This is a genomic window from Sneathiella sp. (assembly GCF_036844445.1).
In the GTDB taxonomy this organism is placed as follows: Bacteria; Pseudomonadota; Alphaproteobacteria; order Sneathiellales; family Sneathiellaceae; genus Sneathiella.
Window position 1 is genome coordinate 1 of record NZ_DAIUFV010000002.1, and the last position, 20,048, is coordinate 20,048.

General features: G+C 61.0%; 15 protein-coding genes and 1 rRNA gene. 4 read left to right on the plus strand and 12 right to left on the minus strand.

What is annotated here, in order from left to right:
- Window positions 1-417, minus strand: a 16S ribosomal RNA gene (locus tag V7Z56_RS03330); the annotation flags it as partial.
- Between the two features lie 648 nt (window positions 418-1,065).
- On the opposite strand from V7Z56_RS03330, the gene V7Z56_RS03335 reads away from it, so the two are divergent.
- A complete protein-coding gene (locus V7Z56_RS03335; protein ID WP_334127935.1) occupies window positions 1,066-2,496 on the plus strand; it encodes a M23 family metallopeptidase in 1,431 nt (476 codons plus the stop codon).
- Window positions 2,497-2,566: 70 nt separating this feature from the next.
- Here the strand turns inward: V7Z56_RS03335 and clpB are convergent, their stop codons facing one another.
- From clpB to V7Z56_RS03385, 10 genes are all read right to left on the minus strand, one after another.
- Complete coding sequence (gene clpB / locus V7Z56_RS03340; protein ID WP_334127936.1) at window positions 2,567-5,155, minus strand: ATP-dependent chaperone ClpB; 2,589 nt, start codon at window positions 5,153-5,155, stop codon at window positions 2,567-2,569.
- Between the two features lie 262 nt (window positions 5,156-5,417).
- On the minus strand, window positions 5,418-6,050 hold the full coding sequence (locus tag V7Z56_RS03345) for a DUF4167 domain-containing protein (protein ID WP_334127937.1): 633 nt from the start codon (window positions 6,048-6,050) through the stop codon (window positions 5,418-5,420).
- A gap of 235 nt (window positions 6,051-6,285) precedes the next feature.
- Window positions 6,286-7,155 carry a peptide chain release factor N(5)-glutamine methyltransferase gene (gene prmC / locus V7Z56_RS03350; RefSeq protein WP_334127938.1) on the minus strand — a complete coding sequence of 290 codons (870 nt, stop codon included), beginning with the start codon at window positions 7,153-7,155 and terminating at the stop codon, window positions 6,286-6,288.
- Window positions 7,145-8,233: a peptide chain release factor 1 gene (prfA, locus tag V7Z56_RS03355; RefSeq protein ID WP_334127939.1), complete on the minus strand. Its 1,089-nt coding sequence runs from the start codon at window positions 8,231-8,233 to the stop codon at window positions 7,145-7,147. The genes prmC and prfA overlap by 11 nt, the downstream gene beginning before the upstream one ends.
- 8 nt (window positions 8,234-8,241) lie before the next feature.
- Window positions 8,242-9,492, minus strand: coding sequence for a histidine--tRNA ligase (hisS, locus tag V7Z56_RS03360; RefSeq protein WP_334127940.1), 1,251 nt, complete (start codon window positions 9,490-9,492; stop codon window positions 8,242-8,244).
- Between the two features lie 37 nt (window positions 9,493-9,529).
- Entirely contained in the window at window positions 9,530-10,684 is a 1,155-nt protein-coding gene (ispG, locus tag V7Z56_RS03365; protein WP_334127941.1) for a flavodoxin-dependent (E)-4-hydroxy-3-methylbut-2-enyl-diphosphate synthase, read from the minus strand.
- A gap of 121 nt (window positions 10,685-10,805) precedes the next feature.
- A complete protein-coding gene (locus V7Z56_RS03370; RefSeq protein WP_334127942.1) occupies window positions 10,806-12,029 on the minus strand; it encodes a RodZ domain-containing protein in 1,224 nt (407 codons plus the stop codon).
- A 188-nt stretch (window positions 12,030-12,217) separates the two neighbouring features.
- The gene (gene ptsP, locus V7Z56_RS03375; protein ID WP_334127943.1) at window positions 12,218-14,482 is read right to left on the minus strand and encodes a phosphoenolpyruvate--protein phosphotransferase; all 2,265 of its coding nucleotides are present in this window, start codon (window positions 14,480-14,482) and stop codon (window positions 12,218-12,220) included.
- A 15-nt stretch (window positions 14,483-14,497) separates the two neighbouring features.
- Entirely contained in the window at window positions 14,498-15,526 is a 1,029-nt protein-coding gene (locus V7Z56_RS03380) for an NAD(P)H-dependent flavin oxidoreductase (RefSeq protein ID WP_334127944.1), read from the minus strand.
- A 1-nt stretch (window position 15,527) separates the two neighbouring features.
- Window positions 15,528-16,748 (minus strand): aspartate kinase, encoded by a 1,221-nt coding sequence (locus V7Z56_RS03385; RefSeq protein ID WP_334127945.1) that lies wholly within the window; start codon window positions 16,746-16,748, stop codon window positions 15,528-15,530.
- 178 nt (window positions 16,749-16,926) lie between these two features.
- On the opposite strand from V7Z56_RS03385, the gene ubiG reads away from it, so the two are divergent.
- The 3 genes from ubiG (at window position 16,927) to mutT (ending at window position 19,413) form a co-directional block, all read left to right on the plus strand.
- Window positions 16,927-17,688 carry a bifunctional 2-polyprenyl-6-hydroxyphenol methylase/3-demethylubiquinol 3-O-methyltransferase UbiG gene (gene ubiG, locus V7Z56_RS03390; protein WP_334127946.1) on the plus strand — a complete coding sequence of 254 codons (762 nt, stop codon included), beginning with the start codon at window positions 16,927-16,929 and terminating at the stop codon, window positions 17,686-17,688.
- A gap of 73 nt (window positions 17,689-17,761) precedes the next feature.
- Entirely contained in the window at window positions 17,762-18,994 is a 1,233-nt protein-coding gene (gene argJ, locus V7Z56_RS03395) for a bifunctional glutamate N-acetyltransferase/amino-acid acetyltransferase ArgJ (RefSeq protein ID WP_334127947.1), read from the plus strand.
- Window positions 18,994-19,413, plus strand: coding sequence for an 8-oxo-dGTP diphosphatase MutT (gene mutT / locus V7Z56_RS03400; protein ID WP_334127948.1), 420 nt, complete (start codon window positions 18,994-18,996; stop codon window positions 19,411-19,413). Before argJ ends, mutT begins: the two co-directional genes overlap by 1 nt.
- Before the next feature lie 210 nt (window positions 19,414-19,623).
- Here the strand turns inward: mutT and V7Z56_RS03405 are convergent, their stop codons facing one another.
- Entirely contained in the window at window positions 19,624-20,040 is a 417-nt protein-coding gene (locus V7Z56_RS03405; protein ID WP_334127949.1) for a hypothetical protein, read from the minus strand.
- Window positions 20,041-20,048 lie beyond the last annotated feature (8 nt).

A 20,048-nucleotide genomic window follows, 5' to 3' on the forward strand; every position in this document is an offset into this window, starting at 1 on the left:
AAAGAGCTTTACAACCCTAGGGCCTTCTTCACTCACGCGGCATGGCTGGATCAGGCTTGCGCCCATTGTCCAATATTCCCCACTGCTGCCTCCCGTAGGAGTCTGGGCCGTGTCTCAGTCCCAGTGTGGCTGATCTTCCTCTCAGAACAGCTAAGGATCGTCGGCTTGGTGAGCCATTACCCCACCAACTACCTAATCCTACGCGGGCTCCTCTCTCGGCGATAAATCTTTGGTCCGTAGACATCATACGGTATTAGCGCCCGTTTCCAGACGTTATCCCGTACCGAAAGGCAAATTCCCACGCGTTACTCACCCGTGCGCCACTCTCCACTGACCGAAGCCAGCTTCTCGTTCGACTTGCATGTGTTAGGCCTGCCGCCAGCGTTCGTTCTGAGCCAGGATCAAACTCTCAAGTTTGATTAGAATTAACTTCTTCCCGTCACAACGTCTAATATATGAGCAGCAAAAACTACCCATACGCTGAACTTAAACCTTACGTATCAGGCTCTCGCCCAATACATAATCTCAAGATACCCGTTGCAACGAAAAGTCGTCTTCCAACAACCCCGCCGCCCAGGCATCCCTTCTCAATCATCAACAATGTCAAACAAAAACCCGAAAGCCCAAAACAAGACCCCCGAAAACCAGCGACCAGAACTCCCTGCCCGCCAGCAAGAGCCGCCTTATAGGACCTCGGAACAAACCAGTCAACACCATAATTTTAAATTTTTTTGCCGGCCATGTTGCTGCCACAAATTTTCCCTAGAAAGCGTCATCCCGGGAGCGGCGAAAGCCATCGCGGGCAATCGGGACATGCGAGCGGAGGCGGCAATGAGGGCCGCCTTTTTGGCGACCTGATTCAGGCGCCGGGCGACCGCTGCGCATTAACGGCGATAATTTAAGAAAAAATTCAGGAATAGTTGACAAAATCTCTATCTCACCGCATCTTTTGACGCGCATTTATGGTTAATTAGCTGCAAGGCAGATAAAACGACACGGGTGGTTTAACGAGTGCAGAAAAAAGTAAAGTCAGGCGCCTTTAAAAGGTCGGCCGCCAAATCCCTGATGATACCTGTTATAACAATGATTGGCGGCGGCGCAGTCGGCGCTCTTCTCGCCACCTTCGTTCTCACCGGCTCAGATGTAAATGTCGAGGCAAGCACCCTCAAAGACGTGCCGGAGATGACAACTCCCGATCTCATGACAGCAGACCTCGGCAATGATGCGCCGGCGGCCCTCGCGCTTAACGCCACCGCCTCCGATCCGCTCGACGAGATCGCCGATGGTGCGGAGGCGGATGAGGAAATCACCGTTGCCGCCTATGTCGCGCCCGCCGCCGAGGCAATCGAGGAGACGACCAAGACCGTCTCCGTCAACAAGGGCGATACGCTGATGACCGTCCTCACCCGGGCCGGCGTGGACCGCAGCGAAAGCCATGAAGCCATCACCGCGCTGAACGAGATTTTCGATCCGCGCAGCCTCAAGGTCGGGCAGGATATCACTCTTTACTTCGGAAACGCCGAAGATACCGAGAGCCGGGACAGTGCCGCGCCGAGCCTGATCCGCGTTGCGCTCAATGAAGATGTTGACCGCCAGCTTGCCGCCGTGCGCACCCCGGGCGCCGGCTTTACGCCGCAGGAAACCATCCTCGAGCTCGACAAGAAAATGACGCGCGCCGGCGGCGTGATCGACAGCTCCCTCTTCCTCTCCGCCGCGCAGGCCGGCATCCCGACCCGCGTGATTGTCGATATGATCCGCATCTTCAGCTATGACGTCGACTTCCAGCGGGAGATCCAGCCCGGCGACAGCTTCGAAGTTTACTTCGAGCGTTTTGCCGATGAAAACGGCAACATCCTTAAAGACGGATCAATCGTCTGGGCGTCGATGACCCTGAGCGGCAAGACGATCACCCTCTATCGCTTCAAGACAACCGATGACGGCATCGTCGATTATTACGACGAGAAGGGCCAGAGCGTTCGCAAGTCGCTGATGCGCACACCGATCGATGGCGCACGCCTCACCTCGAAATTCGGCAAGCGCAAGCATCCGGTTCTCGGCTATACCAAGATGCACCGCGGCGCGGACTTCGGCGCACGAACCGGCACGCCGATCATGGCCGCAGGGAACGGCGTCGTTGAATTCGCCGGCGCGAACGGCGGCTATGGCAACTATGTCCGCATCCGCCACAACGATACCTACAAGACCGCCTATGCGCATATGAGCAAATTCGGCAAGGGGATCCGCAAGGGCGTTCAGGTGAAGCAGGGTCAGATCATCGGCTATGTCGGCACCACCGGCCGCTCCACCGGCCCGCATCTGCACTATGAAGTGCACAAGAACGGCACGCAGATCAACCCGCTCTCGGTGAAGCTGCCGGCAGGGCGCAAGCTCGAGGGCAAGATGCTGAGTGCGTTCAATGCGACAAAGGGAAAGATCGAAAAGGAAGTCGCAAGCGCGGATATGGAAACCCGCCTGGTCGCGAAGCTCAAAGACTGATCCCGTCGCGCGGATAAAACAAAAACGGCTGCCGGAAATGGCAGCCGTTTTCATTTTAAGGAGAGAGCGGTCAGTCGTCCGGGACCGCCTCTCCATTGATCGTCAGGCTATCGCCACTCGCCGATATCTCGACCGTATCGCCGTCGCCAATAGCGCCCTCGAGGATACGCGAGGCGAGCGGGTTCTGCAGATACCGCTGGATCACCCGCTTCAGCGGCCGGGCGCCGTAAATCGGATCATAGCCCCGGTTCGCGAGCCATTCATGCGCCGCGCCGTCGAGATGCAGTGAGATATTCCGGTCCGCCAGAAGCTGTTGCAGATGCGCGACCTGGATATCGACAATCGCCGTCATATTCTCGCGGCTCAGGCGATGGAAAATGATCTGCTCATCCAGCCGGTTCAGGAATTCCGGGCGGAACGCGGCGCGCACCGCCTCCATCACCTGATGGCGGACCAGTTCGTCATCGGCATTATCGGTATTTGCGAGATACTCACTGCCGAGGTTGGAGGTGAGGATGATCAGCGTGTTCTTGAAGTCAACCGTACGCCCCTGCCCATCGGTCAGGCGGCCATCATCGAGAACCTGCAACAGGACGTTGAAAACATCCGGATGCGCCTTTTCCACCTCGTCGAACAGGATCACCTGATAGGGACGCCGCCGCACCGCTTCGGTGAGGACGCCGCCCTGATCATAACCGACATAGCCGGGCGGTGCGCCGATCAGCCGCGCGACGCTGTGCTTTTCCATGAATTCAGACATATCGACGCGCAGCAGCGCCTGCTCGTCATCGAAGAGGAAGGCGGCGAGCGCCTTTGTCAGCTCCGTCTTGCCAACGCCCGTCGGCCCGAGGAACAGGAACGAGCCGATCGGCCGGTTCGGATCCTGAAGGCCCGCGCGGGCCCGGCGCACGGCATTGGAGACGGCTATGAGCGCATCCTCCTGCCCGACGACGCGCCGGCGGAGGTCATTTTCCATGTTCAGCAGCTTCTCGCGCTCGCCCGAGAGCATTTTATCAACCGGGATACCGGTCCAGCGCGAGACGACGCCGGCGATATCATCTTCTTTCACGCTTTCGCTGACGAGCGAGGAGCCTTCTGCCTCTTCCGCTTCCGCAAGCTCTTTCTCAAGCGCCGGGATCACGCCATAGGCAAGCTCCCCCGCCCGCTGCAGGTTGCCCTGCCGCTGCACGGTGACAAGCTCGTTCCTTGCCGCATCCAACTTTTCTTTCACCGACTGCGCGCGGTTGAGCTTTTCTTTCTCGAGCTGCCAGGCTTCGGTCAGATCCGCAGACTGCTTCTCGAGCGCGACCAGGTCCGTCTTGAGTTTTTCAAGCCGCTCCTGCGATGCCTTGTCGGTCTCCTTCTCAAGCGCCGAGGCTTCGATTTTCATTTGCAGGATACGCCGATCCAGCTCGTCAATCTCCTCGGGCTTGCTGTCAACCTCCATCCGCCGGCGGCTCGCCGCTTCGTCGACCAGATCGATGGCCTTGTCGGGGAGGAAGCGATCGGTGATATAGCGGTTCGAGAGCGTCGCGGCGGCGACGAGGGCGCTGTCGGAAATCTGCACGCCGTGGTGAACCTCGTATTTCTCCTTGAGACCACGGAGGATGGAGATGGTGTCCTCGACCGTCGGCTCGGAGACAAAGACGGACTGGAAGCGCCGCGCGAGCGCCGCGTCCTTCTCGATATATTTGCGGTATTCATCGAGCGTTGTCGCACCGACGCAGTGCAGTTCGCCGCGCGCAAGGGCGGGTTTCAGGAGGTTCGAGGCATCCATCGAGCCTTCCGCCGCGCCGGCGCCGACAAGCGTGTGCAACTCATCAATGAAAAGAATGATCTCGCCGCCCGCCGCCGAGATTTCAGAGAGAACCGCCTTCAGCCGCTCCTCGAACTCGCCGCGGTACTTGGCGCCCGCAATCAATTGGCCAAGATCGAGGCTCATCAGCTTCTTGTGCTTCAGGCTTTCCGGCACATCGCCATTGACGATACGCAGCGCGAGGCCTTCGACAATCGCGGTCTTACCGACGCCCGGCTCACCGATCAGGACGGGGTTGTTTTTTGTCCGGCGCGACAGCACCTGGATGGTACGGCGGATTTCCTCATCACGGCCGATAACCGGGTCAAGCTTGCCGCTTCGCGCGACTTCCGTAAGGTCGCGGGCGTATTTGTTGAGCGCATCATAGCCAGCTTCCGCGCCGGCGCTGTCGGCGGTGCGGCCTTTACGCAGGTCATTGATGGCGGCATTGAGATTGTTCGCAGTGATACCCGCGCCGTCCAGGATCTTCGCGGACTCGGTGCCCTTCTCAAGGGCGAGGGCGAGCAGCAGCCGCTCGACGGTGACGAAATTGTCGCCCGCCTTCTCCGCGAGCGTCTCGGCGGAGGCAAAAACGCGCGCAAGCTCCGGGGTCAGCGAGAGCTGCCCTGCCCCGCTGCCGGTCACTTTGGGAAGTTTCCCGATCGCCGCGTCAACGCCCTCCCGGGCACGGCGGGCATCGCCGCCGGCGCGCGCGATCAGCCCGCTCGCCATCCCTTCCTTGTCGTCCAGAAGGGCTTTCAGGAGATGTTCCGGCGTCAGCCGCTGATGATTTTCACGAAGCGCCAGAGTTTGCGCCGCCTGTATGAACCCTTTTGACCGGTCCGTATATTTTTCGATATCCATGCTCGTCCTCGACACATAGGCCGCTGTGTAAGCTGCGCCGCTCACCGGGATCCCGCGAGGCAATCCACATGCAAGCCCGCCAACGGCGTTATTGAACTGAATTACTATGTGGTCAGAGGATGGTTGATTTCAAGGCGGATCCGACACGTCATGACGCCGGGCGAAAGAGAGATCTGCGCGTCTTCTGCGCGCACTCTTTCGCCCGTGAGATTGAGACTGTCATGAGTGGAAGGAGGGCCAAGCCCCTCAATGAGCGGAGCGATTACTCGCTCGTCGCATTTTCCTCCGCTTCCTTGTCGGAAACGTTCCGGCTCGAAGTGCGCCGGCGCAAGGTGCGGGTGCGGCTCACTTTTCGCTTCGGCTTAACCTCCGCCTCGGCGTCGGCCTCCGCGCCGCGCGCCTCGGCGAATTCGGGATCGATCGGCAGCGCGACATCCGGCTGCTCCGCCTTGCTGAGATCAATCGGCGCGTCGTCATCCTCATCGTCGCTGTCATTGTCCTCGAGCGCGACATTGCCGTTCGGCTGCGCGTCGCCGGAGAGCTGGACGACGTCCTCATCGGTATCGCTATCGTCATAGGAGGAGTGGTCGGTATTTTCCGACATCTGCCGGTCGCGGACCGGCACGGAGTTCGCCGCAAGGATGCGGAAATAATGCTCTGCATGCTGGAAATAATTCTCGGCGGCAATGCGATCGCCGGAATTCTGCGCGTCGGTTCCAAGACTGACATACTTGTCATAAACCTGCATTGCCGTGCCGCGAATTTTCCCGTCCGGCCCGTTGCTGTCATAAGACCGGTTCGCGCCGTTAGAGCGGCGGTTGCTCCCTGAGCCCGAGCGATTTCCACCCGTGTTTGCCCGCCCACCGCGGGCACGCCTGTTACTGCTTACTCTCATTATCGCAATGATTCCGTCAATCTAGAGTTCTGTCTAATGCAAGATCATTCAATTCAGGAGCCGAAACATACTCCGCTCCCGGTCCGGGAAGGCATTACCCGAGCGGCTAAGACCTGATTTTGAATTAAATAACGATCACGGACCTTAAGGTGCAGGTCTCATTCTTCAATATGATCGTCAAAAATCCTACCTGCTGTTTTTATAATAATCCATTGTTTTTTTCAAAGAAAGGGCGTTATTTGCGATCTATGGCAGCAATGCAACGCTCTATACCCGCGATATCGCGGAAAAAGCGAACGTCACGCAACCCCGCTTCGGCCAGCAACCGGCCGACATCCGGCGCCTGTCCGGCCCCTGCTTCGAAAATAATGATCCCGTCCGGGCGCAAAAGCCGGCGCGCATCGGCAATGATTGCGCGGTAACAATCGAGCCCGTCCGCCCCGCCGATGAGGGCAAGATGCGGCTCATAGTCACGTACCTCCGGTTGCAGGGAGGCAATCTCCGCCGCCGGGATATAAGGCGGGTTGCTGACGATCAGATCGAACGTCCCCGCAAGCGCCTCCCCCCAATGGCTGCGGATAAAAGTCGCCCGGCGCGCCAGCGAAAGCCGCTCCGCATTTTCCCGGGCGACGATAAGCGCGGCCTCACTGAGATCGACGCCTGTCCCCTCCGCCTCCGGCAGTTCATGCAGTAACGCAAGAAGAAGACAGCCGCTGCCCGTCCCGAGGTCGAGAATATGCCGCGGCGCGAACCCGGCGGCACAATAATCCAGAACCGCCTCGATCAGTGTTTCGCTATCGGGGCGCGGATCGAGAACATCGCCGCTGACGCGAAATTCAAGGCTCCAGAATTCGCGCCGGCCCGTGATATGGGAAAGCGGCTCGCGCGCCGCGCGCCGCGCAACAAGCGCATCGAACGCGGCATGCTCATCCACGGAAAGCCGCCGCTCATTTTCCCGATATATAATACCGATATCACTTTTCAGGAGATGCGCCATCAGCAGCATCGCCTCGCGCCGGGCGCCCTCGATGCCGGCGGCCGAAAGCTGCGCCGCCGCCGCGGTGATGGCGCCTGCGAGCGCCGGCGCGGCAAACTCAGCGGTCACCTTCAATCTCTGCAAGCTGCGCCGCCTGGTCCTCCGCGATCAGTGCCTCGATCACCTCATTGAGCGCTTCGCCCGCCAGCACCTTGTCGAGCTTGTAAAGCGTCAAATTGATGCGATGGTCCGTCACGCGACCTTGCGGAAAGTTGTAGGTGCGCACCCGCTCCGAGCGGTCGCCCGAGCCGACCTGGCCTTTTCGCGCCGCCGATCGCTCCGCCGCGCGGGCCGCCCGTTCGGCCTCGTAAATGCGGGCGCGAAGGACGCTCATCGCCTTCGCCTTGTTTTTGTGCTGCGACTTCTCATCCTGCTGCTGGACGACGATGCCGGTCGGCAGATGCGTAATGCGAACCGCGGAGTCGGTCGTATTGACCGACTGGCCGCCGGGGCCCGAAGCGCGGAAGATATCAATGCGAAGGTCGCTCTCGGCGATCTGCACATCGACCTCCTCGGCTTCCGGCAGAACCGCAACGGTCGCCGCCGAGGTGTGGATACGCCCGCCTGTCTCCGTCTCCGGCACCCGCTGCACGCGATGCACCCCGGATTCAAACTTCAGATTGGCGAAGACATTGCGCCCGGTCACCTTGACGATAACCTCCTTGATACCGCCAAGGTCGGATTCCGAGAGTGACATGACCTCATATTTCCAGCCGAGATGCTCGGCATAGCGCTGATACATCCGCAGGAGATCGGCCGCAAAAAGCGCCGCCTCCTCGCCGCCCGTCCCGGCGCGGATTTCAAGGATCGCGTTCTTCTCGTCCGCATCATCTTTCGGAAGTAGCTGGATCCTGATCGAATGTTCAAGTTCGGGCAGCCGCGCCTCAAGCTCGTCAATCTCAAGCTCCGCCATCTCGCGCATTTCGGCGTCGGTGTCGGGGCTCGTCAGCATCTCGTTCAGTTCCGCGAGCTCTTTTCGCGCCGCGTGAAATTTGCCAATCGCCTCGACAAGCGGCTTGATCTCCGAATATTCCCGGCTCATGCGCACGAAGTCTTCAGGCGCCACCTCGCCCATTTCGCCCGACATCGCCGCTTCCAGCTCTTCCGAGCGCGCGAGGATCAGTTTCAGCTTGTCTTCGGGAAGCATCTGTCTCCTTAACCTCGGCCGAGGGCCGCAAGGGCGGGATCGAGCGCCGTGAGCGCCACCTCTGTCTGCTCGCCCTTATCAAGGTCGCGGAGCGTGCAGACATCGCGGGCAAGCTCATCCTCCCCCAGCAAAATTGCCGCGCGGGCGTTCAGCTTGTTGGCGCGCTTCATTCGCTTCGAGAGGTTGCCCTTGAACGCCATTTCGATGACATGTCCGGCACGCCGCAGCGAATAGGCGAGTTTGAGGGCCGCCGCCTCCGCCGCCTCGCCGACCGGGATGACGGCAATGGGACGGATGGTCTCGGGCGCACCTTCGGCCAGCATCGCGAGCCGCTCGACGCCGCCGGCCCAGCCGATTCCGGGCGTCGGCTTGCCGCCAAGCGCTTCGATCAGGCCGTCATAGCGCCCGCCCGCAATCACGGCTCCTTGTGCGCCAAGCGCCGTCGTGGTGAACTCAAACGCGGTATGGGTGTAATAGTCGAGACCGCGGACGAGCCGCTGGTTCACATGATAGCCGATGCCGAGCAAATCGAGCCCTGCCAGCACCTCGGCAAAGAAGTCCTTCGAGGCGCTGTTGAGATAGTCGGTATAGAGCGGCGCTTTCTCGACGAGGACACGATCGCCCGGATCCTTGCTGTCGAGGATGCGGAGCGGGTTACGCTCAAGCCGGTCGAGGCTGTCTTTGGAGAGGCTCCCCCGATGATCGCCGAAATAGTCGACCAGCACCGCGCGGTAAGCCTGCCGGCTTTCCTGATCGCCGAGGGTATTGATCTCAAGCGTGCAGTCCTTCAGAACACCAAGCGCCTCCAGAATGGCCGCGCCAAGCGCGATCACCTCGACATCGGCGTCCGGTTCGGCCGCGCCGATACATTCCACGTCAATCTGGTGGAACTGGCGCTGCCGTCCTTTCTGCGGCCGCTCATAGCGGAACATCGGACCGGTCGCAAACACCTTAAAGGGCACCTGCTGCTGCAGCCCGTTGCTGATGAAGGCGCGGCAGATGCCGGCGGTATATTCCGGGCGCAGTGTCATGCTCTCGCCGCCGCGGCTCTCGAAGGAATACATCTCTTTCGAGACCACATCCGACGTCTCGCCCATGGTGCGGGCGAACACCTCGGTAAATTCGAAGATCGGCGTCGCCATCTCGAAGTAACCGAAACGGCCAGCCATGTCCCGCGCGATCTGCTGCACACGGGCGTGCCGCGCGAAATCCTCGGGCAACAGGTCATGGGTGCCGCGGACTGGCTGTGGTTGAGACATTTCTTGCTTCCGTAACTGCTGTGGCTGTGGGGAGTATTCAGGCGATGCGCACGGCGGCCGATTTCGCATCATTGGGTGCCGCCGCTTCGGCCGCATCAAGGGCTTCGATTTCCGCTGCCCTCGCCTCGACCAGTTCGACGATGTGATCGACCATGCCGCCGGTGTCGATCCGATGATCGGTGACGCCGCTGAGATATACCATGTGATGGCCCTTGCCGCCGCCGGTCAGGCCGATATCCGTCTCGCGCGCTTCGCCCGGGCCGTTGACGACGCAGCCGATGATCGAGAGGGTGAGCGGCGTCTGGATATGGGCGAGACGCTCCTCGAGAATTTCCACGGTCTTGATCACCGGGAAGGCCTGCCGCGCGCAGGACGGGCAGGAGATGATGGTCACGCCGCGCCGGCGCAGGCCAAAGCTTTTGAGAATTTCATAACCGACCTTGACCTCTTCCACCGGATCGGCGGAGAGCGAGACGCGAAGCGTGTCGCCGATGCCCGACCAGAGCAGCATGCCAAGGCCGATCGAGGATTTGACCGTCCCGCTCGTGAAGCTGCCCGCCTCCGTGATGCCAAGATGCAGCGGATAATCACAGGCTTCCGCAAGGCCCTGATAGGCGGCAACCGAGAGAAAGACGTCGGACGCCTTGACGCTGATCTTGAAGTTGAAGAAGTCGTTGTCTTCGAGGATGCGCGCGTGATTGAGCGCCGATTCCACCATCGCCTCGGGGCAGGGCTCGCCATATTTTTCGAGCAGCTCGCGCTCAAGGCTGCCGGCATTCACGCCGATGCGCATCGAACAGTTATGATCGACCGCCGCCTTCACCACATCGCGCACGCGATCGGGCGAGCCGATATTGCCGGGGTTGATCCGCAGGCAGGCCGCCCCCGCTTCCGCCGCCTCGATGCCGCGCTTGTAGTGGAAATGGATATCCGCAATGATCGGGACGTTGGTTTCGCGGACGATCTCCTTCAGCGCTTTCGTGCTCGCCTCATCGGGGCAGGAGACGCGCACCATATCCGCGCCCGCCGCTTCGAGCGCCAGGATCTGTTCAATCGTCGCTTTCGCATCGGACGTCAGCGTGTTGGTCATCGACTGCACCGTGATCGGCGCATCGCCCCCGACAGGGACATTGCCAACAAAAATCTGCCGGGACTTGCGCCGGATGATCTCTCGATATGGTCTGATGCTCATTGGGTCACACTTCAGCAAAGATGCGTCAACAGGGGCCGAGCCGCCTGTGACGCCTAAAATGACGGCTAATCGTGAAAATTACAAGTAATACCGTCCCGGGTCCGATGGCAAGTCAAAGACGCTATTGCAGCCCGATATTCTCGATCAGGCTGTTCGCGGCAAGCGAAATATCGCGCACGATCTTGCCGGTGCCGCCGAGCGACCTGATTTCCTGCCCGTCGACCAGAATTTCAAGGCCGCCCGCATTGCCGGTCGTCATCTTCAGATCAGGATCGTTCGGCACCATATAGACGTCACCCGGATTGAGAACGCGCGAGAGGACCGGCCTCTGATTGCCGACCCGGACCTCGACCCAGCTCTCTTCCGTTGCCCGCAGCACGACGCGGGCATCCGTATTCTCGACACCAAAGGTCCGTGACAGCGGATTGGCCGGTGTCTCTTCAGAGGCGGGCTGCGCCGCGCTCGCCGTATTCAGGGTATCCTGCGGATAGCCTGCCGTCGCTCCGGCCGCCGCCGCACCGGTACCCGCATCGGATGCGCTCTCCGCCTCCTCCGCTGTGACGCTCGCCGCAGGCGCTGCCTCTGCGGTAACTGACGGCGAGGTTGTCTCCGGCGTCGCCGAGGTCGCTTCTGTCTCCGCGCCGCTTACCGATGCTGTTGTCTCCTCCTCGCTTTCGGAGGCCGGGACATTGTCTGCCACCGCGCTCTCCGCCGTCTCCGCAGCCGAGGATGCAAGCGGCGCCGTCTCCGGCTCACTCGCCGCCGTCTCACCCGCCGGATCATCGCTTGTCCCGGCCTGCGGGGCCGCGGGCGTAATGCCGACGACATTGTTTGGCGCGGTCACGCTGCCCTCTGAACTTGTCGCGGCTGGACGCTCGCTGCCGGTATCTTCCTCCAGGATCTTGCCGGCGAGATGTTCGGGAAGTTCCGCAACCCGCTCGAAATCGAAACTTTCGCTTTCCTGATAAAGGAACCATCCGGCAAGCAGGATCAGGGCGACGACGAAGGTGCCGAGCAGGATACCCGTTCCCGGCATACGCCCGCCGGTTGTGGGCTCGGGGAAGGCAAGAGACGGCGCGCGCAGTCCGCCGCCCGCCTCATTCTTGTACAGCTCGACAATGGCGACGGCATCGAGATTGAGCAGATTGGCGTAGGATCGGAGAAAGCCGGTCACGAATGTCTGCCCGGGCAGGGCGTCGTAATCGCCCATTTCCAGCGCATAAACCTGGCTTGCCTTCAGCCGCAACACATCGGCCACCTGATGCAGGCTGAGACCCATCTCTTCCCGCGCCAGTCGCAGCCGTGCACCGACCGTGAGAGGTTCGTCCCCCTCCGGATCAGTCATATACTCCTCCGTATTTTGAAATGACAGCCTGCTTCCTCGGGATGCGTGCCTGCCAAGCAGATCAGGCTCTCTGGCGCCTTCGCGCCACTTGCTGTCTTTCACCATAATGAAACGCCAATTTTACCGTTGTTTAACTCGCCCAACAGTCTGCCCGCCATTATCGGCAAAAATAAGGAAACTGCAATAATTTATATGATAATCCCGTGATCCTTCGCATACGCCCGGAGTTGGTCGCGTACCGAGTGATCCCGCGAATGGCAGAGCCCGCGCACGAAGCTTTCGAGCCGGCTGATATCGGCGCTGAGGGCCATCTCCTTGACCCGGCCAAGGGCTTCCGCCGACATGGAAAAATTGCGATAGCCAAGGCCGAGCAGCGCCATCGCCTCAAGCGGCCGGCTCGCAATATCCCCACAGACCGAGAACGGCTTGCCCATCACCTCGCAATGCTCGGCAATGGTGCGAAGCAGCAAGAGGAGTGTCGGGTTCAGCGTGTCGTAGCGTTCGGCGACCGCCGGATTGCCGCGATCGACCGCGAAAAAGAACTGCATCAGATCGTTCGAGCCGACCGAGATAAAATCCGCTTCAGTCAACAGATGCGGGAGCTGCCAGACAATCGCCGGAACCTCTATCATGGCGCCGACGCGCACCGACTTCGGCGGTCCGTTCGGGCGTCGCTCCGCTTTCTCAAGCTCCTTTTTCAGGATCGCCTTCGCCTCCACAAACTCGGAGACCTGGGCGATCATCGGGAACATGATCGAGAGATCGCGCCCCGCCGCCGCCCGCACCAGCGCACGCAGCTGACTGCGCAGAAGCGCCGGGCGGTCGAGCCCGATACGGATCGCCCGCCAGCCAAGCGCGGGGTTCTCTTCATCCCATGTCTTGAGATAGGGCAGCAGCTTGTCGCCGCCGATATCGAGCGTGCGAAAGATCACGGGGCTGTCGCCCATCTTCTCGAGCACACGGGAATAAAGCTCCGTCTGCGCGTCGATCTTCGGCAGCTGGGAGCGCACCATGAACTGCAGTTCCGTACGGAAGAGACCGACGCCGTCCGCGCCAAGCTCCGGGAAATGATCGATATCGATCAAGAGACCGGCGTTGACGTTCAGGCTGAAGGGCGTGCCGTCGAGCGAGATATTGGGCTTGTCGCGCAGGGCCGCATATTTCGCCTCGCGCTTGGCCCGCTGACGCTGGCTGCGGGCAAAGGCCTGCTGGACATCTTCGCCCGGCCGGACAAACACCTGGGCATGCTCGCCGTCGACCAGCAGCAGATCGCCCTGCTCGACGTTATCGAGAATATCAGCGCACTGCCCGACAACGGGTACGCCGAGCGCCCGCGCGACGATCGCAACATGGCTCGAGCGCGTCCCCTCCTCCAGCACCACGGCCTTCAGATGCCGGCGGTCATAATCGAGGAGCTCCGCCGCGCCCATGTTGCGCGCGACCACCACCGCATCATGTTCGAGATTGCCCCGGTCAATCAGCGCCCGGCCGTCGAGATGGAGATAGAGACGGTTGGCGAGGTCATCGAGTTCGGAGAGCCGTTCGCGAAGATAGGGATCGGTGATCTCCTTCATCCGCGCGCGCGTATCGTCCTGCACGCGCTTGATCGCCGCTTCCGCCGTGAGGCCGGTTCCCACCGCATCCTGCAGCTTGCGCAGCCAGCCCTTGTCATAGGCGAACATCTTGTAGGCTTCGAAGATATCCTTCGACTCGTCGCTGAACAGATTATCCGTCGCGACCAGCAGCTTGTCGACCGTCGTCTGCATCGCGCTGATGGCGGCATCGAGGCGCTTCAGCTCCGCCGCCCGGTCCTCGGCAATGGTCCGCGTCACCTCGATGCGCGGCTCGTGCAGCATCGCCGTGCCCGCGCCGAGCCCCTCGGCGAGCACGCGGCCGTTGATATGATGCGGCAGCGTTGCGTTGCCGATGGCGTCGGAGAATTCGATCGCCGCGACCATCTGCTCGGAACTGACGAGTTCCGCGACGACCATGGCGACGGTCTGCAGCGCCTCCACCTCTTCTTCGGTGTAGGTGCGGCGCGTCCGGTTCTGCACGACAAGAACGCCGACCACCCGCCCGCCGCGCAGGATCGGCGTGCCGAGCAGGGAGTGATATTCCTCCTCCCCCGTCTCCGGGCGATAGGCGAATTGCGGATGCGACTGGGCGTCGGAGAGATTGAGCGGGCGCGCCCGCGCGGCGATATCGCCGACGAGGCCTTCGCCGAAGCGCAGCCGCGTCTTGTGCACGGCTTCCGGCTTGATGCCGTGGGTGGCAAAAAGTTCGAGAACGTCACCGGCCCGCCGCAGGTAGCAGGAGCAGACCTCGGCGACCATGTTGTTGGCAATGAGAACGACGATCTGGTTCAGGCGCTGCTCGGCGTCGCCGCGCCCCGCCATCACCTGATGGAGCCGGCGTAGCAGCAACCTCGGCGCGCTGATCCCAAGACCGCTCATTGACAATCCGTTCCCTTAGTCTCCATGTTCTGCAAAATACGCCCGCGCCTGGGCCACCAGTTCCTGCATGATCTCGTCGATGGATTGCTCCTTCTTCACCATGCCGACGCTCTGGCCGGCCATCACGGAGCCATATTCCACATCTCCTTCGATCACAGCGCGCCGCAGTGCTCCCGCCCAGTAATGCTCGATCTCAAGGCGCGCGGTCTCAAGATCCACTTCGCCCGCCTTGTATTTTGCAATCACGCGATGCTGCGTTTCGATGAATTTCTGCCCTCCCGCGTTATCGAGCGCGCGCACCGGGATAACCGGAAACATCGGATCCACCTGCACCGTCGTCACCGCATCGCGGGCGTTGGCGCGAATGAAGGCCTTCTTGAAGTCGGGATGCGCGATCGATTCAAAGGAACAGACGAAGCGGGTGCCGAGCTGGCAGCCCGAGGCGCCCATGCGCAGGTAAGACCCGATCGCCTCGCCCCGGCCGATCCCGCCGGCAACGAAAATCGGCACTTCAGTGATATGCGGCAGCACTTCCTGCGCGAGCACGCTGGTGGAAACCGGACCGATATGGCCACCGGCCTCCATGCCCTCGATCACCAGCGCATCGGCGCCGCTGCGCACCAGCTTCTTGCCGAGCGCCAGCGTCGGCGTAAAGCAGATGACCCTGGCCGTGCTTTCACGGATTTTCTCGATCGTTTCCTTGGCCGGGATCCCACCGGCCAGTACCACATGCCCGACGTTGAGCGACAGGCAGACATCGACGAGCCTGTCGAGATCGGGATGCATGGTGATGAGGTTGACGCCGAACGGCTTGTCGGTCAGCGCCTGCGTGCCCTTGATCTCGGCCTCCAGCAACTCCGGCGTCATCGCCCCGCAGGCAATCACGCCGAACCCGCCGGCATTGGAGATGGCGGCCACCAGGTTGCGCTCCGACACCCACGACATCGCGCCGCCGAGAATGGCGTAATCCACACCCAGGAACTCACAGCCGCGCTTCCATGCCTTGTCCAGGCAGTCCGCGCCATTCTTCAATTGCCCGCCCATATTAAGCGGCGTCCAGGCCGAACGCGGTATGCAATGTCCTCACGGCAAGTTCGGTGTATTCCTCCGCGATGAGGACACTCACCTTGATTTCGGAGGTCGAGATCACCTGTATATTGATATTCTTCTCGGCAAGCGCCGCGAACATTTTCTTGGCGACGCCGGCGTGGCTGCGCATGCCCATTCCGACGATTGAAACTTTGACCACATTGGCATCGGGCACGATCGCCTTGCAGGAAACCTTGTCTTTCAGCGTTTCCAATACCGCGAGCGCCTGATCGATCTGCTTGCGGCCGACGGTGAAGGTGAGGTCGGTGGCCTTGCCATCCTCGGAGACGTTCTGAACGATCATGTCGACATTGACATTGGCGTCGGCCAGCGCGCCGAATACAAGGGCCGCCACGCCCGGCCGGTCGGCAACCTGCTGCAACGTAATTTTCGCTTCATCACGGGTATAGGTAACGCCGCTTACGACCTGATGTTCCACGATATCTTCCTCATCTACGACCAATGTTCCGGGTAAATCGTCAAAGCTGGACAGGACCTGCAGCTTGACACGGTACTTCATTGCCATTTCGACCGAGCGTGTCTGCAGGACCTTTGCGCCGAGCGAGGCCAGCTCGAGCATTTCCTCATAGGTGATTTTATCAAGTTTGGCGGCCTTTGTCGCGATCCGCGGATCGGCGGTGTAAATGCCGTCGACATCCGTATAGATATCGCAGCGATCCGCCTCAAGCGCCGCGGCAAGCGCAACCGCCGATGTATCCGAGCCGCCGCGCCCGAGCGTCGTGATCCGGTTATCGGTGCCAAGCCCCTGGAAACCGGCGCAGACCGCGACCTGCCCCTCGGCGAAACGCTTGATAATCTCCGAGCAGTCGATCGCCTCGATCCGGGCGGCGCTGTGCGTCGCGTTGGTTCGCACCGGGATCTGCCAGCCGAGCCAGGAGCGTGCCGAAATGCCGAGATCCTGCAACGCGAGCGCGAGCAGCCCGACGCTGACCTGTTCGCCGCTCGACACGACAACGTCATATTCGCGCGCATCATGCAGCTTGGAAATGCCCGACACCAGATCAACCAGCCGGTTCGTCTCGCCGGACATGGCCGAGACCACGACCGCGACCTCATGGCCGGCATCGACTTCCCGTTTTACCTTTTGGGCGACATTCCTGATCCGCTCGATCGAGCCGACGGACGTTCCCCCGAATTTCATCACCAGCCGTGCCATGGCCGCCTTACCTCTTCCCCCGGCAACTCGCGAGGGTTAAAAATGATATAAAAGTCACAATTACGTTTGGTTCCAAAAGAGCGTATACTTATACTTAACGTGGGGCGCGGGGCAAGCGCCGCTATCAATTTATTACAATAATACTGACTTTTTTTATATGAATAATAACGGGACGAATATGAGCGACGCAGCGCGGGCAAAATCGGTAGACCCTTCGGAAATCGCCAACTTCGCCGCGATGGCGGATGAATGGTGGGATGAGCGCGGAAAATTCAAGCCGCTGCACAAGTTCAATCCGATTCGGATCGGCTATATCCGCGATACCGTTATTGCGCATTTCGGCCTCTCGCTCGATGATGCGGTGATCAGGCTCAGGCCCTTCGAGGGCTTGCACATTCTCGATATCGGCTGCGGCGGCGGGCTTCTCTCGGAACCGATGGCACGTCTCGGCGGCACGGTTGTCGGCGCCGATGCCTCGGAGAAGAATATCCAGATCGCCGCGCTCCATGCCGAGAAATCCGGGCTCACGATCGACTATCGCCACACCACCGCAGAAGCGCTCGCCGAGGCGGGGGAGCAGTTCGATGTCATCCTCAATATGGAAGTGATCGAGCATGTCGCCGATATCGACGGCTTTGTCGCGGCCTGCAGCAAACTTCTGAAACCCGGTGGCATAATGTTTATCGCGACGTTGAACCGCACCGCCAAAAGCTTCGCCTTCGCCATCGTCGGGGCGGAATATGTGCTGCGCTGGCTGCCGAAGGGCACGCACAACTGGCGGAAGTTCCTGAAACCCTCCGAGGTGGCCCGCCTTGTGCGAGCGAACGGCCTTACCCTCCGCGACATGGCGGGGGCGACCTACAACCCGATCGAGGACCGCTGGCGCCTCAGCCGCGACTATTCCGTCAACTATATGCTGGCCGCCGTCAAACCCGAATAACCCCCGCTAACTTCCGAATTGACCGCCCGCCCGTCTTTGCCGTATGGGAGACGTGTATTTATGGAGATCTGCCATGGCGCTTAAAAAATCACCGCTCGCCCCTGCGGCCTTCCCGGATTTTCCCATCATCGACGGCGTGCGTTTCGCGGCCGGCAACTCCGGCATGCGCTACAAGGGCCGAAATGACGTGATGCTGGCGGAGTTTGCGCCGGGCACCAGCGTTGCCGGCGTCTTCACAAAGAACGCCATGCCCGGCGCGCCGGTCGACTGGGGCCGCGAAATCCTGCCCCATGGCAAAGCGCGCGGGCTCGTCGTCAATGCCGGCATCGCCAACGTCTTTACCGGCGCCGCCGGCCGCAAGACCGTGGAAGAGACGGCCGCTGCCGCCGCTGGGCTGCTGCATGCCGATGCGACGGAAATCTATATCGCCTCGACCGGCGTGATCGGCGAGCCGGTCCCGACGGAGAAGATCGTCAATCTGCTCCCGCGCCTTGCCGAGGACCTCTCGGCCGACGCCGGCATGCGTGCCGCGGAATGTATCCTTACCACCGATACTTTTGCGAAGGGCGCGGTCGCGACCGCAACGCTCGGCGGCAGAGAGGTCACCCTCGCCGGCTTTTGCAAGGGCTCCGGCATGATCGCCCCGGATATGGCGACGATGCTGGCCTTTCTCTTCACCGACGCGGCAATCCCCGCGCCGACGCTGCAGGCGCTGCTGCGCGAGGCCAATGCAAAAAGCTTCAACTGCGTGACGGTCGACTCCGATACCTCAACGAGCGACAGCGTGCTTCTTTTTGCGACCGGCAAGGCGGGGAATGCGGAACCTTCGGGAAGCGACGATCCCGCGCTCAATGATTTCCGGCGCGCCCTGCTCGAGGTCATGAGCGATCTTGCGCAGCAGGTCGCGCGCGACGGCGAAGGGGCGAGCAAATTTATCACCGTCCGTGTCAGCGGCGCCGAGAGTGACGCGGCCGCCCGCATCATCGCGCTCGCCATCGCCAACTCGCCGCTGGTGAAAACCGCCATCGCCGGGGAGGATGCCAACTGGGGCCGCATCATCATGGCCGTCGGCAAGTCCGGCGAGAAGGCGGACCGCGACCGGATGAGCCTTCGCATCGGCGGCATTCTTGTCGCCGAAAATGGCGTCAAGGCGAGCGCCTACCGCGAAGCCGATGTCATGCCGCATATGAAGGGCCAGGAAGTCGACATTGATGTGGATGTCGCGGTCGGTGACGGCAGCGCCTTCGCCTGGACCTGCGACCTCACGCATGGCTATATCGATATCAACGCCGATTATCGAAGCTGATGCAGACTGTCATACCGCCCCGTCCGATCGTGCTTGTCGCCGCCGTCGCCCTTGTCGATGACGACAACCGCGTGCTGATCTCCCAGCGCCCTGAAGGCAAGAGCATGGCCGGGCTCTGGGAATTTCCGGGCGGCAAGGTCGAGGCTGCGGAAACCCCGGAAGCGGCGCTCATTCGCGAGTTGAAGGAAGAGCTCGATATCGATGTGACGGAAGCCTGCCTCGCCCCCTTCACCTTCGCGAGCCACGCCTATGAGACTTTTCACCTGCTGATGCCGCTCTATGTCTGCCGCCGCTGGCGCGGCATTCCCTTCCCGAAGGAAGGGCAGACGCTGAAATGGGTGCGCGCAGTGCGGCTTGGCGATTATGAGATGCCGCCGGCGGACGTGCCGCTGATTGCGATGCTGCGCGACCTGCTCTAGCGCGGTAATCTTCGGGGGATAATAGCTGCGGGAAGGGAGGCCGGCTTCTGGACTTTCTCCTCATCCAAAGGCCGGCCTGTGAAAACCTGGCCCCTCACAAGTTGGCAGACGAAAGGGCAGGCACCAGATACCCTGTCATCGTTCAGGTTTACCGGCGAAATTACAGTCAATAATTTGTTGGATAGCAACTCTTTTTGTTACCACAAGTGGTCATTTCTTTGCCCGCAGCGCCTTGAGCTCGCGCTCCACCTCTTCGATCAGGATCCGGGTCTTCTCATACATATCAAGGGAACGGTCAGTATATTTGCGGGTTGGCCGCACGAGAAGGCGGCGTTTGTCCGCGTCATCCTTGTAAAGCTCGATCATTTTATCGCGCTCCATCGCCTTCAGAGTTTTTTGCAGGCTGGACCGCCCGAGGCCGGTCAGGGACGCCAAAGTCTCGATATCCACCTCCTGCTGATGGATGCGGCGATAACCGAGTGCGACACCGACGAGGTCGCGATTCTTGGTCATGTTGGGGTCCCGCTCCCGCTGGACCTCGCGGATGCGGATCCAGAAGCGATTTAGAATCAGATACTCCTCCACGGTCATATCACGACCTTGCAGCATTTCGGCTACTGTTCGCATCTCCCCGG